The sequence below is a fragment of the Bacillales bacterium genome (assembly GCA_035700025.1).
In the GTDB taxonomy this organism is placed as follows: Bacteria; Bacillota; Bacilli; order Bacillales; family DASSOY01; genus DASSOY01.
On sequence record DASSOY010000020.1, the window covers coordinates 1 to 13,051 of the forward strand.

15 protein-coding genes are annotated in these 13,051 nt (G+C 51.6%); 3 read left to right on the top strand and 12 right to left on the bottom strand.

Features of this window, described 5'->3' with window-relative positions; all coding sequences use genetic code 11:
* Positions 1-14: 14 nt before the first annotated feature.
* From VFK44_03650 to VFK44_03665, 4 genes are all read right to left on the bottom strand, one after another.
* Complete coding sequence (locus VFK44_03650) at positions 15-854, bottom strand: YihY/virulence factor BrkB family protein (protein HET7627464.1); 840 nt, start codon at positions 852-854, stop codon at positions 15-17.
* Positions 855-904: 50 nt separating this feature from the next.
* Positions 905-1,291 (bottom strand): YtxH domain-containing protein, encoded by a 387-nt coding sequence (locus VFK44_03655; protein HET7627465.1) that lies wholly within the window; start codon positions 1,289-1,291, stop codon positions 905-907.
* Between the two features lie 67 nt (positions 1,292-1,358).
* Positions 1,359-2,225 (bottom strand): fructosamine kinase family protein, encoded by an 867-nt coding sequence (locus VFK44_03660; protein HET7627466.1) that lies wholly within the window; start codon positions 2,223-2,225, stop codon positions 1,359-1,361.
* Positions 2,222-2,692 carry a low molecular weight protein-tyrosine-phosphatase gene (locus VFK44_03665; protein HET7627467.1) on the bottom strand — a complete coding sequence of 157 codons (471 nt, stop codon included), beginning with the start codon at positions 2,690-2,692 and terminating at the stop codon, positions 2,222-2,224. Before VFK44_03665 ends, VFK44_03660 begins: the two co-directional genes overlap by 4 nt.
* 97 nt (positions 2,693-2,789) lie before the next feature.
* On the opposite strand from VFK44_03665, the gene VFK44_03670 reads away from it, so the two are divergent.
* Entirely contained in the window at positions 2,790-3,404 is a 615-nt protein-coding gene (locus VFK44_03670) for a class I SAM-dependent methyltransferase (GenBank protein HET7627468.1), read from the top strand.
* A gap of 6 nt (positions 3,405-3,410) precedes the next feature.
* Here the strand turns inward: VFK44_03670 and VFK44_03675 are convergent, their stop codons facing one another.
* From VFK44_03675 to VFK44_03690, 4 genes are all read right to left on the bottom strand, one after another.
* On the bottom strand, positions 3,411-3,812 hold the full coding sequence (locus tag VFK44_03675; protein ID HET7627469.1) for a secondary thiamine-phosphate synthase enzyme YjbQ: 402 nt from the start codon (positions 3,810-3,812) through the stop codon (positions 3,411-3,413).
* Positions 3,813-4,045: 233 nt separating this feature from the next.
* The gene (locus VFK44_03680; protein ID HET7627470.1) at positions 4,046-5,173 is read right to left on the bottom strand and encodes an ABC transporter substrate-binding protein; all 1,128 of its coding nucleotides are present in this window, start codon (positions 5,171-5,173) and stop codon (positions 4,046-4,048) included.
* 12 nt (positions 5,174-5,185) lie between these two features.
* On the bottom strand, positions 5,186-5,959 hold the full coding sequence (locus tag VFK44_03685) for an ABC transporter ATP-binding protein (GenBank protein ID HET7627471.1): 774 nt from the start codon (positions 5,957-5,959) through the stop codon (positions 5,186-5,188).
* 22 nt (positions 5,960-5,981) lie between these two features.
* Positions 5,982-6,806, bottom strand: a complete 825-nt coding sequence (locus VFK44_03690) for an ABC transporter permease (protein ID HET7627472.1) — start codon at positions 6,804-6,806, stop codon at positions 5,982-5,984.
* A 183-nt stretch (positions 6,807-6,989) separates the two neighbouring features.
* Between VFK44_03690 and VFK44_03695 the strand changes: the two genes are divergently transcribed.
* Positions 6,990-8,039 carry a GGDEF domain-containing protein gene (locus VFK44_03695; protein ID HET7627473.1) on the top strand — a complete coding sequence of 350 codons (1,050 nt, stop codon included), beginning with the start codon at positions 6,990-6,992 and terminating at the stop codon, positions 8,037-8,039.
* 71 nt (positions 8,040-8,110) lie between these two features.
* On the opposite strand, the gene VFK44_03700 is transcribed toward VFK44_03695, so the two are convergent.
* On the bottom strand, positions 8,111-8,350 hold the full coding sequence (locus tag VFK44_03700; protein HET7627474.1) for a hypothetical protein: 240 nt from the start codon (positions 8,348-8,350) through the stop codon (positions 8,111-8,113).
* Positions 8,351-8,587: 237 nt separating this feature from the next.
* Entirely contained in the window at positions 8,588-9,055 is a 468-nt protein-coding gene (locus VFK44_03705) for a CBS domain-containing protein (GenBank protein HET7627475.1), read from the bottom strand.
* Positions 9,056-9,321: 266 nt separating this feature from the next.
* On the opposite strand from VFK44_03705, the gene VFK44_03710 reads away from it, so the two are divergent.
* A complete protein-coding gene (locus tag VFK44_03710) occupies positions 9,322-11,250 on the top strand; it encodes a heavy metal translocating P-type ATPase (protein HET7627476.1) in 1,929 nt (642 codons plus the stop codon).
* On the opposite strand, the gene VFK44_03715 is transcribed toward VFK44_03710, so the two are convergent.
* Positions 11,247-12,314: an AbrB family transcriptional regulator gene (locus VFK44_03715; protein HET7627477.1), complete on the bottom strand. Its 1,068-nt coding sequence runs from the start codon at positions 12,312-12,314 to the stop codon at positions 11,247-11,249. The two genes, VFK44_03710 and VFK44_03715, sit on opposite strands and share 4 nt — an antisense overlap.
* 16 nt (positions 12,315-12,330) lie before the next feature.
* Positions 12,331-12,891 (bottom strand): isochorismatase family protein, encoded by a 561-nt coding sequence (locus tag VFK44_03720; protein HET7627478.1) that lies wholly within the window; start codon positions 12,889-12,891, stop codon positions 12,331-12,333.
* Positions 12,892-13,051: the final 160 nt, after the last annotated feature.

The following is a 13,051-nucleotide window of genomic DNA, read 5'->3' on the forward strand; positions in this document are numbered from 1 at the left end:
TCGTGTGATCGATTTCATCGACGCCGTCGGTTTTCAAAATACCAATTGACCGCGTTAATTTCGCCGCCCAATATGATGATGAATCCGGTTAAATAAAACCAGATCATCAGGACAATAAAGCCGCCAAGACTGCCGTAGGTCGCTTCATAATGACCGAAGTTGCCGACGTAGTACGAAAACCCGAGAGAGGCTGCCTGCCAGCCGGCTGCGGCAATGACGGCTCCGACGATGACATCTTCGAAACGAATCCGTTTGTTCGGCGCGAAAAAATACAAACAAGAAAGGACGATGACCGATAGGAAAAAACTGACCAGCCAGCGGAGCACGTCCCAAACGGCCGTCCACTCGTAACCGAGCCCGAGATGATTGAAGATAAAATCACCGAGCACTTTTCCGAACACGGGCAGCGCAAGCGCAACCATGATGAGCCCGACGATGGCAAGCGTCAACAAAACCGCCAAACCACGCGCCACGACAAAGTGCCGGCTCTCCTCAACGTTATAGGCTTTGTTCAATACACGAATTAAAGCGTTGATCGCATTGGACGCCGTCCAAATCGTGAACAAAAGACCGAACGACAGCAATCCGCTCCTTTGTTCGTCCAATATCGCCTTGATCGTCCCTTTGATATCGAAAGCATGTTCTGGTGCATATTGTTGGACGAGATTTAGAACCGCTTCCGAGCCGATGCCGAGATAACCGAGCAAGGCGAGTGAAAAAATCAAAAACGGAAAAAGCGACAGCAAAAAATAATAAGCGAGTTGCGCGGACAAATCAAAAATCCCGTCCTCCATCAAGCGTCGAAACAATACTTTGCTATACCGTCGCACGATTGGAATCGGATGAATTCCCATACAAAATCCTTCCTTGCCGCGGAGACCGACCGCCTTACGCTCCCATCACCTCAATCGGCCTCCGTCCTTTTTATCTCTTCCGCCGAATCCTTCAACGATTCCCCCAACTCCTTCAACTCGCCGCCCGTCTCCTTCACAGACCGATACGTCTCCCGCGACTGCTCGCGCACTTCCCGGATCGTCTTCGCGATCTGCTTCGTTTCCGCATTCACCTCTTGCGCAATCCGCTTCACGTTCTCCGTCATCGCCTGCACCTCTCGGCGCATGCCCGCCGGATCCTCCTTCACCGCGCGCGCCAGATCGCCGGTTGCCTCGGCGGCTTCCCTCGCGTTCCGGCTTACCTTTTCCCTCGTCGGCTTATGAAAAAGCGACGCTGCCGCCCCCGCCAAGCCTCCGAGCACGATGCTTCTCAAAAACAGACTTTTGTTTCGCTTCATCGTCGAAACCTCCTTCCTTCGTAATCCTTCTTAGTCTTTTCCCCGTGCGCCCCGGAATAAACCGGCCTTAGCCTGCATATTTCGCAAGCACGCGGTCCACCGCGCCGCCGTAAGATTCCCCGAACGCGTTCAAATGAATGAGCAAATAGTAGAGCTGGTACAACTCTCGCCGGTCTTCATATGTATCAGTCAATGGAAACGTCTCTCGATAAGACGCGTAAAAATTGCGAGAATAACCGCCGAACAATTCTGTGAAAGCAAGCTCCAGCTCGTGGTCGCCGTAAAAAACGGCAGGGTCAATCAAGTACGGCCGTCCGTTCTCGCCGACAATCCAGTTCCCGCCCCATAAATCGCCGTGCAGCAGCGAAGGTTTCACGTCGTTCGGAATCCAGTGATCCAGCCGCGCCATCACCGTTTCAAGCTGCTTTCGTCTGCCGGCAGTCAGTCGCCCTTTCCGTTCAGCAAGTTCCAGCTGAGGCAGCAAACGATAGTCTCGATAAAAAACGATCCAGTCGCGGTGCCAGCCGTTCTGCTGTGCGAACGTCCCGATGTAATTGTCGGAAGCCAAACCGAACGCCTCGCCGAATGAGCGATGCAGCTCGGCAACCTCCCGTCCGAGCCGTTCCTCGGTCTCGGCCGTTTTCCCGCCGCCGATCCATTCGAGAACGAGCACGGCTGTCCCATCGACCGCTCCGTGAAAAAGCACCTCCGGCACAGCCGCCGTCCCCGTTTCAGCAAGCAGCCGTAAGCCTTCGGCTTCATGCTGGAAAAAATCAGCCGGCATTTTCGGATTTAATTTTATAAAATAGGTCGCTCCGGACGTCGCTTTCACGTAATAAGCCTCGTTAATATCACCGCCGTACACCGGTTTCACTGTTTCGAGGGCCGTAAGGTCCCCCGTTTTGGCTGCCGCCTTTTCAACAATTGACTTCATAGATTTTCCCGCTCGCGAATGAAGGCAAGCAATCTTCGGCATCCTTCATTGACTAAATCGTACACCGTATCGAAATCACCGGTGAAAAACGGATCGGGGACGTCAGCAAACTCGCTTTCCTCTACGAAATCGAGCAGCCTCGCCGTGTAAGCGTCACAATCGTAACCCGCCATCCGATGAATCTCGCCAAGATTCTCCGCATCCATCGCAATCACGTATTGAAAATCTTTCAAATCTTGTTCCGTCAGCTTCCGGCCCCGCATTCCTTCGGTGTTCAGCCCTTTTTCCGCCAATTTCTTTTGGGTTCCTACATGCGGAGGTTCTCCGATGTGCCAAGCTCCCGTACCTGCTGAATCGGTTTCGATATCGTTTGCCAACCCAGCTTTCTTGACATGTTCTTGAAACAACACCTCTGCCATCGGCGACCGGCAAATGTTCCCGAGACAAACAAACAACACGCGTGTCATCGTACCTCTCCTTTCCTGCTTATCATTATATACGTTTTTCCGCGCGGGTAAAAATCCGCTATAATGATAGACAAATCGACGCAAAGCGGTGATCGACATGCTGGAAAACTCAGGAGAGCGAATCATCCCCGACTTGATGAAACCGACGAACGGTATGCTGTTAGAACATGTGGCACGTTACTATTTCGCCACCCCGTATGTGAAGGGAAAAGTGCTCGACATCGCCTGCGGCACCGGATACGGAACACAAATGATCGCAAAGTTATGTAAAAATAAAGCAGAAGTTGTCGTCGGCGCGGATAAAGATGCGAAGGCTCTCACGTACGCAAAAGGCCGCTACCATCATCCTTTGATTCGCTGGGCGGAAGCGGACGCCGAAAATGCCGAGCTGCCCTCGGCGCTCGGCACGTTCACCACGATCGTGAGCTTCGAAACGATCGAGCACCTCCACGACGATCGCCGCTTCCTGCGCAATCTCCACGCAATGCTCGAACCCGGCGGCACGCTCGTCCTCTCAACACCGTTCGGCCGCGGACGCGGCCGGCCGACGAACGAACCGTTCCACGTCCATCAGCTGACGCCGGACGAGTTCCGTGCGCTGTTCGGCAGCTTTCGCGACGTCGACTTCTTCTACCAGCGCGGTGTCACGTTCGAGCCCCGCCAGCGCGACGGCATCCGCTACCCGTTCGGCATCGCCGTCGCCCGCAAATGACCCGCCCTAGCCTTCGATGATCTTCACCCGGTAATGGCGTGTGCGCGGTCCGTCGAACTCGCAGAAATAGACACCTTGCCACGTTCCAAGCACGAGATCGCCTTTTTCGATCAGGAGCGTTTGCGACAGGCCGACGGTACTCGCTTTGAGATGCGCCGCCGTATTCCCTTCTCCGTGGTGATCCTTCGGATGCTCCCACGGGTATACCTCGTCCAACCTTCGCAAGAAATCCGTTTTCACGTCGGGATCGGCGTTTTCGTTTACCGTAATCCCTGCCGTCGTATGCATCGAAATTACCGTTATTACGCCTTCCCTCACTTGCGATTGCTTGACGATGTTTCGCAATTCCGAAGTAATGTCGACAATCTCGCTGTGCGAATGCGTCCGTACCGTCAGCGTATGGATCATGCGCGATCCCCTTTCCCTGTCAGTTTATAAGAATCCCGTTTCGTGGAAGCTTCGCCTCTCGAAACCGTTTGATCCATATTTTAGCATGAACCCATCGCAAATAAAAAAGACCGCCTCCCGGTCTGAACTCCCCCATGCTGAGTCGAACCATTGCAAATACAAGGATCAAAAAAAGTGTGCAAAGACACGGAGTCATCACACACTTGGGCCAACCCGAAGGCCGCTTCAACGATTTATTGATCTTTGACATAGGATTGAATCACTTTGTCGTAAGGATATTTTCCGAGCACCTCGACCGCTTTTTCCGCAAGCTTCGTATTCACGGCCGTGCTGAAATCGATTTCCCCTTTCAACGCCCCTTGTTTTTGATAAAATTCGTATTGGTCTTTAATGTTGTCGACGAACATTTTCCCGTTCGGGTTCAAGCCTGTGACGGCTACCTTCTTCCAAATGTCCGGGTCCTTGAGCGACGTATGCTTCGTCATGATCTCGATTACCTCATCCGTGCCTTCCCCTTTCAAGAACGCGTCGTTGTAGTCGCGAACTCCCTTCAAGTAAGCAACCATGAAACGCAGCGCGACGTCTTGGTTCTCATTGACGAACTGCGGTGAACCGAGCACCATTGCGATTTGCGCCTTCGGCGCGTAATCGGTTGTGTCCCCGAAACGGACCGCGATATCCTTCGCTTCGCCTTTCGTTATGAGCGGCTCGATTTGCAAGGCGGCATCGATCGCACCGCTGCTCAGCGAGGCGAGCATGTTGCCGAAATCAGGCATGAGTACGAATTTCACGTCGTTGCGCGTCAAACCAGCGTGGTCCAGCATGCGCTGAAAAATATAATCATCGACCCCGTTGCGCGAAGAAACGGCAATTCGTTTGCCTTTGAAATCTTTGTACGTCTGGAATTCATCCTTCAATTCTTTGGCGACCACGAACGAAAAATACGACTGGCCTTTAATGTTATGTCCTTTGTCGGCGATCATTTTGACATGGATGCCCCGAGCAATCGAGTTGAAAAAAGAAGCGCTCGAAATGCCCCCGGCGACATCGATTTTCCCCGCCGCTAAAGCAGGCAGCATGTCGTCGCTGTTGGCAAACTTCGCAAACTCGACATGAATGTTGTATTCCTCGAAATAGCCTTTTTCTTGCGCAATGTAAAACCCGGCTCCAGAGGCGGAACCGTCTTCGGCGATCGTCACCGTCGCCTGTTCCTTCAATGGTTTTAACGTTCCGTCTACCGGCTCGCCGCTCACCGCGCGACCTTTCGAACGCTCCATCGTTCCCTTGTCCTCCCCACCGCCGCATCCGGCGAGCACCAGCAACGGCATCACGAACAGCAATACCAACGCTAACTTTTTCAAATTCTGTCCCCCCTAAGTTTTCGCGAAACGCGTATTGCGCGACCCTTGCACTTCTTTCTGCAAATGATCCCAAATCTCAACGAACTGACGGGTTACATCCGCATTTTCTCGAACTTGTTCAATGCTTCTCGGCCGTCCGAGCGCGACTTTCGTTTCCGAAACAATCGTGCCCGGCTGTGCGCTCATCAACAAAATGCGATCACTCAACAGCAACGCCTCGTCAATGCTGTGCGTAATGAAAATCACCGTTTTCCGCGTCTCCTGCCAAATGTTCAGCAATTCCTCCTGCAAGATGAACTTGTTTTGCTCATCAAGGGCGGCGAACGGTTCGTCCATGAGCAACACTTCCGGATCGTTCGCAAACGCCCGCGCAATGCTGACACGTTGTTTCATTCCGCCGGATAATTCTTTCGGGTACAAGCGGGCAAATTTCCTTAACCCGACTTTTTCCAAATAATATTCCGTCTGCGTCCGAACGGCAGCTTTCGGCAGTTTTCTCATTTTCAACCCAAAAGCAACATTCTGTTCTACCGTCAACCAAGGAATGACCCCTTTTTCTTGAAAAATCATCGATTGCAGCGGTTGGTCGGGACTGGACCGATGAATATAAAATTGACCCGAACTGGCGCTTTCGAGCCCGGCCAAAATGCGAAGCAGCGTCGTTTTCCCGCAGCCGCTCGGACCGATCAAACAAACAAACTCGCCGTCGCCGACCGTCAAAGATACATTTTCCAAGGCCGCAACGTTGGCATCTTTTTTCGGAAAGATTTTCGTTAACCGTTCCATGACGATTTTTTCATTCACGGCTTCACCTCCACGGGGTCAGCTTCACCTTCAACAACCGTACCAACAAGGAAAAGAAATAACCGAAAAACGAGATCAATACGAGTCCGACGTACATTTCTGAAAGCAAAAATGCTTTGTATTTCGTCCAAATCAAGTAGCCGATCCCCGAGTGCGCCCCCATCATTTCAGCAGCGACGATCGTCAGCAGCGCAATCGCCTGGCCCATCTGAATGCCTTCGAGCATGACCGGCAGTGAACCCGGCAAAGCAATTTTAAAAAAGAAATCTTTGGAACGGGCCCCGTAGTTTTTCGCCACATCGACGTAAATCGGATCAATGTTGACGACACCGGCCATTGTATTGATGGCAACGGGAAAAAACACACTTCCGGCAATCGTGACGATTTTCGCCCATTCGCCGATGCCGAAAATGAAAATGATGATCGGAAGCAGTGCAAGCGTCGGGATCGGCATCAAAGCCATAACCAATGGAGAGACGAAGAACCGGATCGGCAAATACACGCCCATCAATAGGCCAACGATAATGCCGATGACGGAACCGAGCAAAAAACCCGCGAACACACGAAGTAAACTGACTCCGACGTCGGTCAGCAACTCTCCTTCGCCAAGCATTTGAATGGACGTCCGGATAATCTCCGTCGGCGGCGGAAACAAGCGCGGATCAATGACGGCCGTCAACGAGAGCACTTCCCATAACGCGAGCAAAAACAGCGGAGAGGCGATCGTCAGCATATGTCGGGCAAGCTTTTTCGATTTTTCTTTTTTTAACGCCCGCCGTTCAACTTCAATGGCGTTTTCGTGAAAAGTACCGGGAGACTCATCCTTCATCATCGCTTTCACCTCTAATCATTACATCTTATGCAACGCAGGCCCCGACCGGTGAAAGATCTTTTAAACATTTTCAAGAAAAACGCATATTTTGTCGAAATAAATCAGGAAATCACTTGCCTTCCGATGAAAAATCATCAAGAATAAAAGATAATGCCTGGTGCACACGGAGGCTGGCCGTTCATGAATAAAATCAAACAATCCCGACAAGCGATGGAAATCGTATTTTGCCTTTTGCGATGGCTGTTTTTTCTTATGGGCAATGGTTTGTTCTTTTATTTGTATGCTTCCGGTACCATGGAGTACAAGACGAACTATTACGTATATTTATCCGCTTTTGCGTTTGTGTACATGCTGTTTTCGCACGTGGTGCTCGTCAAGGCGCCGCAGACTTCCAAGTTGTATTTATGGGCGACAAAAGGGGGCGTCGGGTTCGACTACATTGCCTTTCTCGCGGTCGTTTTCCTCACCGGCGGAATCGGCAGCATGTTTTATCCGACGGCATTTTTGATCATTATGCACGTGACCGTCTATTGGGGGCTTGCCGGCGGCATTGTTTCGAGTTTTCTGCTGGCTGGCGGCTATTCCGCGATCGCAGCGATCGACGGGGCGTTCTCCGATACCGCGCAACTCGTCTTGTTGAGTTTCCATGTTGTTTATTTAGGATTGATCGGATTTTTGGGAGGATTGACCGTATCGCGGGAACGCGCGTTGCTTGCGCAAAGCCGCCGCCTGGAAAAACTTGCATCGGTGGATTCGCTGACCGGTTTGAACAATCATCGCGTTTTCCAAGAAACGGCTGCCTCCTATTTCCGTTCAAAGACGCCCTTTTTCCTTGTCATGGCCGACGTTGATTATTTTAAATCAATCAATGATACATACGGGCACCGGACAGGCGACTTTGTTTTGCAGTACATTGCCGAAGTGATTCAGGCGACGATCGACGGAAAGAATGCCGCGGCTTATCGGTACGGAGGGGAAGAGTTCGCTTTCCTCTTTAAAGGCAGCGATGAACACTACGTATACGGCGTGCTCCATGAACTGAGGCAAAAATTCGAAGACTTGCCTTATACAGAAGGAAACGCGTTGCAAATCCGCGTCACGATGAGTTTCGGCGTCGCTTTCGCCGATCCGAACATCTCTGCGTGGGACGAATTGCTCAGCCGCGCCGACCAATGCCTGTACGAGGCGAAACGATCCGGCCGCAACCGTACTGTGTTTCATCAACAATAAAAAAGAAGGACGTCCGAATCGCTGGATCGGACGTCCTTATGTGTTTATTCTTCCTCAAACAAATGCTTGATTTATGCCTCCTCATGAATCGCCAACCATTCATCCAACGTCATTTTCGGATGATGCTCGTTCACATCAAGCCGGAGAGGCGTGATGAATTCCAACGAATTGCCGTCAAGATCTTGAAAATAAAGAGCGGCGTGGGATTGGGGCGTATTGTTTAATACGAGCGGTTGCTGTTCCGGCGTGAAACCGAAAGCCGTACGGACGTCAATTCGTTTTGCATCCAACCATGCTTTCGCACGTTTCATGCCTTCCAGATCGACTCTGAAAGCGACATGCTTAATCGATGGGTGATAAGGAAGGGCTGCTTGCTCTTGATCCTCCCAAAGCCCGAGCGAGCGGATGTGAACCGGAAACTTTTCCCGGGAAATATTTGTCGAACGATGACGAGGGGTGGAGCGAAAAAATAAAAACTCCTTACCAGGAAGCCTGAAAAGTCGCCGTACAGCGACTTTTCTACCGCTGGAAAGCATTGTTCGAGGTTGTCATTCCTCCTCCAACAATTGTGTGGAAATATAACGGAGCACGTCACCGCGGCTGATTACGCCGATCACCCGCTCCGCCCGGTTGATCACCGGAATTTTTTTAAACCGATGACGCGCCAATATTTTCAACACTTTTCGGAACTCATCATCCGGATAAACATAATATAAATTCCGTTTCGTCATAATTCTTTCGACCGGAGCACGCAATGTCGACCGAAAGTTGTCGTCGAGTTCTTGTTTTTCCAAAACGTAAGTGATCGTGTAAAAATCAAAAATCGTTTGTTCCCTCGGCGTTAATGCGCGCAGCACATCCCCGTCGCTGACCATGCCGATAAGCTTCTGTTCTTCGTCAACAACGGGCACGCCGCCAATTTTATTCGAGACGAGCGTTTTCAACAAATGGCGAATCGTTGATTCTTTTCGAACCGTAACGACATCGCGAATCATGAAATCTCGAATTTCCACCATACCCAGCCCCTTTCTGTTCTGCATGCGAGATCGGGATAGTTCCAGTATAACGAATTTTTGACATAAAATTAAGACTGTTCACTTTTTTCGTTTCTCGCGAATTTGTTTCTTTTCAAAATCATTCTAATGTGGTATATTAAATTTAATTAAAAATAATAACTGTTCTAAATAACTGTTTGCTGTCGCATCGTTGCGGCAGCTTTCGATGTTTTTAAGGGCACTGATGTTGAATTTCGTTCTCAATTAGAAACAAGGAGTGAGTACCGATGGGCAGCACAGAAAAGAGACTATCCGAACAGCTCCCGCTTTTCCCGTTGCGTGTGAATCATACATGGCTCGCCTTTTTGCAAAAACACGGGGAAATGATCGCCGCCCTCTCGGCCGGCGTCCTCATCTTATGCGGATGGGCACTTACTTCCGTACATGATCAAACGGCGGCGATTGCCGTTTTCGTTGCCGCCTTCGTCATCGGCGGTTTCGCCAAAGCAAAGGAAGGCATTGAAGAAACGGTCAAAGAAAAGGATTTGAACGTCGAGCTGCTCATGTTTTTGGCCGCGATCGGAGCGGCGATCATCGGCTATTGGCTGGAAGGTGCCGTCCTTATTTTTATCTTTTCGTTGAGCGGAGCGTTGGAAACATACACAATGAACAAAAGCCGCCGGGAATTGTCTTCGCTGCTTTCGTTGAAACCGGAAACAGCTCGCCTGCTCGAGAACGGCCGCGAAGAAACGGTGATGGCTGATCAATTAGCCGTCGACGACGTGATTCTCGTCAAACCAGGCGAAAGAATGCCCGCCGACGGGGTGATCATCCGCGGGAGGACCTCAGTGAACGAAGCCGCGATTACAGGGGAATCGATGCCCGTAGAAAAAACAGAAGCCTCCGAAGTGCTGGCGGGAACGATGAACCTGGACGGAGCCGTTCAAGTGAAAGTGACGAAAACGAGCGAAGAATCGTTGTTCCAAAAAATCATCACACTCGTGCAAAACGCGGAAACAGAGAAACCGCCTTCGCATTTGTTCATCGAAAAGCTTGAAAGTACTTACGTCAAATCCGTGCTCGCCGCTTCCGCGCTCATGATGGTGTTGCCGCATTTCGCGTTTGGCTGGTCGTGGCATGAAACGGTCTACCGCGCGCTCGTGCTGCTCGTTGTCGCTTCGCCTTGCGCCCTCGTCGCTTCAACGATGCCGGCAGTATTGTCGGCGATCTCCTGCGGTGCGAGACAAGGCATGCTCTTCAAAGGCGGTGTACACCTCGAGGGACTCGGAAAAATCGGCGCCATCGCGTTCGACAAGACCGGCACGTTGACGAAAGGCGAACCGGAAGTGACGGATGTGAGACCGGCCGACGGTTGGAGCGCCGAACAATTGCTTCAAGTCGCGGCTTCGATCGAAAGCTACGCAAACCACCCGCTGGCGGCGGCGATTACTGCACAAGCGAAAAAACAAAAGGTGCCGCTCGTGAAAGCAGAGGATGTCAAAGATACGCCGGGATGGGGCATTGAAGCGACCGTTGACGGCACGCGATACGCGATTGGAAAAGCCGGTTTTGTGGATGATGAGAAAGCGAAGCGGTTTATGTCCGAGCAAGGGGTGAAGGGCGCAGGAAAAACATTCGTTTTCGTAAAAGAAGCCGGCAACGGGATCGTCGGCATGCTCGCGCTGAAAGATTCGGTGAGAACCGAAGTGAAAGAAGCCATTCGGCGGATTAATGAGGCCGGCATCGAGACAGTGATGCTGACGGGCGACGAGGAAGAGACGGCGCGCGAGATCGCGCGGGAAGCCGGGGTTCGTCAGTATCGCGCGGGGTGCTTGCCTGATGAAAAATTAGCGGAGATTAAGCGGCTGACGAAAAAATACCATCGCGCAGCGATGGTCGGAGACGGAATCAATGATACGCCGGCACTCGCGGCCGCCGATATCGGGATTGCGATGGGCGCGGGGACGGATGCCGCGTTGGAAACGGCGGATGTCGTGATCGTGAAGAACGACTTGCTGCAAATCGCGAATTCCATTCGTTTGTCTAAGCGGATGAATCGCATCATCAAGCAAAACATTGTCTTCGCGGTCGCCGTCATTTTGTTATTGATCACATCCAACTTGTTCGAAAATCTCTCGCTTCCGCTCGGCGTCATCGGCCACGAAGGAAGCACAATTCTCGTCATCTTGAACGGATTGAGATTGTTAAGGGGCTAGCTCTGTTGAGCTGCCCCGTATTTTTTCATGACGTATGGAATGACCGCGGGAATGAGCAAAAATATGATCAGCAGCCGTACGAGTTGAATCGCAGCTACGATCGACGCGTCAAGATTTAATACCGCAGCCGATGACGACATTTGCGGCGCGCCGCCGGGAGCCATGCTCAACAGACTCGTAACGAAATCGAGCGGCGTCAACAAGAAAAACACGCACGACACGAAAAACGTCAATACGAGAAACAACAACAAAATGCTCGTGCTCAGCCAGCCGATGCTTTTCAATTGCTTTAGCGCCGCCCGATCGAATCGCAAACCAATGCAGGCTCCGAGCAGCACTTGGCCAATGCCGACGATCGTGTTCGGCAATGCGCCGATAGGGACAAGAAACTGATTAATAAGAAATGCAAGCAGCATGGCATATAAAAAAGGGGCCGCCGGAATTTTGATCCATTTCGCCAACGTGAGCGAAAGCACGATCACTCCGATGACCGCTAAAAACAACAGAAGCGTCGATCCTCCGCCTGCCGCCTTTGCCGTTTCATGCGCAACCGAATGAGCGGTGCCGCCCGCTCCCGTCAAGTGTGCAGTTAAGCCGGCGAAAAGCGGGATCGCCAGCACGATCAAGATGACGCGCGCCGACTGGAAAGCGGCGACGATTCTTTGGTCGGCGCCGTATTCCTCGCTTAAGGCGAGCATGACGGACGCTCCTCCCGGAACGCAGCAAAACAACGCGGTCTTGCCGTCGAGTGAGGAAAACTTCGCCAAAATCAAGCTGAACAGCCAGCTAGCGAACAAGACGGCGACCAAACTGACCATGAGCGGAAAGAAATAAGCGGCCACTTCCGCAAACATGCTCATTTTCATCGACAAGCCGATATTGGCGCCAATCAAAGCGAGGGCAAACGGAAAGACGAGCGTCGGCAACCGCAAATTTCCGATCCCTAATCGATAGCAAATCCCAACAATGAGCGAGCCGATCAGCCAGCCGGCAGGGACTTGCAACAACGCGCACCCCCAACCGGCAACGCCGGCCGCTACCAAATAGACGAGCGTGCGTAACATGGTTCTCCCCTTCTTTCTATAAAAAGGCCAGAATCTCTTCGGTCTTGCGGATTTTCCCCATTCTCGGAAACATGTATTTTTCCATGTACTCATGTTCTTCGGCCGTGATCGCATTCATTGCGTCAATGGCGAAAATTTGATTGTAATTGCGCTGGTACGCCTCGATCGCCGTTGTGCCCACGCCGATATTCGTTGCGATGCCGGTCATGACGATCGTATCAATACCGCGACGCCGCAACTGCAAATCGAGGTTCGTTCCGAAAAAAGCACCCCATTGATTTTTCGTCACGAGCAAATCGCCTTCTTCCGGTCCAAGCTCCGGAATGAGCTCGCTGAACGACTTCGGCCGCATCTCGGTCGCTTGTGCCGGCTGATCGGTTTCCGGCTTCAACGCATCTTTTCCATCGAAAAATCCGACATTGACGAGCGTAACAAAGCCGTTCTTCGCGCGGAAGGCCTGCGCCAATTTTACCGAGTTTTCAACAACTGTTGCCGTGTCATACGGTTGCCCGGCGATGTTCTCCACCACGCCTTTTTGCAAATCAACGACGATCAGCGCCGTTTTCTCTAAATTCATAGCAACACTCCTCTCCTGCCGTACCTTTTTGTATCCATCTTATCACCAGTAACGGTTATACTCTCGTTTTCTGCTTGCCGCACGCGATATGTTATCATGAAATCAAAAACAAGGAGTTGAATCGGATGAGCGAATTTGAAAATCTGCTCAAGGAAAACCG

Coding starts and splice junctions, on each gene's coding strand:
- VFK44_03650 (HET7627464.1), bottom strand. CDS start 854: ATGGGAATTCATCCGATTCCAATCGTGCGACGGTATAGCAAAGTATTG.
- VFK44_03655 (HET7627465.1), bottom strand. CDS start 1,291: ATGAAGCGAAACAAAAGTCTGTTTTTGAGAAGCATCGTGCTCGGAGGC.
- VFK44_03660 (HET7627466.1), bottom strand. CDS start 2,225: ATGAAGTCAATTGTTGAAAAGGCGGCAGCCAAAACGGGGGACCTTACG.
- VFK44_03665 (HET7627467.1), bottom strand. CDS start 2,692: ATGACACGCGTGTTGTTTGTTTGTCTCGGGAACATTTGCCGGTCGCCG.
- VFK44_03670 (HET7627468.1), top strand. CDS start 2,790: ATGCTGGAAAACTCAGGAGAGCGAATCATCCCCGACTTGATGAAACCG.
- VFK44_03675 (HET7627469.1), bottom strand. CDS start 3,812: ATGATCCATACGCTGACGGTACGGACGCATTCGCACAGCGAGATTGTC.
- VFK44_03685 (HET7627471.1), bottom strand. CDS start 5,959: ATGGAACGGTTAACGAAAATCTTTCCGAAAAAAGATGCCAACGTTGCG.
- VFK44_03690 (HET7627472.1), bottom strand. CDS start 6,806: ATGAAGGATGAGTCTCCCGGTACTTTTCACGAAAACGCCATTGAAGTT.
- VFK44_03695 (HET7627473.1), top strand. CDS start 6,990: ATGAATAAAATCAAACAATCCCGACAAGCGATGGAAATCGTATTTTGC.
- VFK44_03700 (HET7627474.1), bottom strand. CDS start 8,350: ATGAAACGTGCGAAAGCATGGTTGGATGCAAAACGAATTGACGTCCGT.
- VFK44_03705 (HET7627475.1), bottom strand. CDS start 9,055: ATGGTGGAAATTCGAGATTTCATGATTCGCGATGTCGTTACGGTTCGA.
- VFK44_03710 (HET7627476.1), top strand. CDS start 9,322: ATGGGCAGCACAGAAAAGAGACTATCCGAACAGCTCCCGCTTTTCCCG.
- VFK44_03715 (HET7627477.1), bottom strand. CDS start 12,314: ATGTTACGCACGCTCGTCTATTTGGTAGCGGCCGGCGTTGCCGGTTGG.
- VFK44_03720 (HET7627478.1), bottom strand. CDS start 12,891: ATGAATTTAGAGAAAACGGCGCTGATCGTCGTTGATTTGCAAAAAGGC.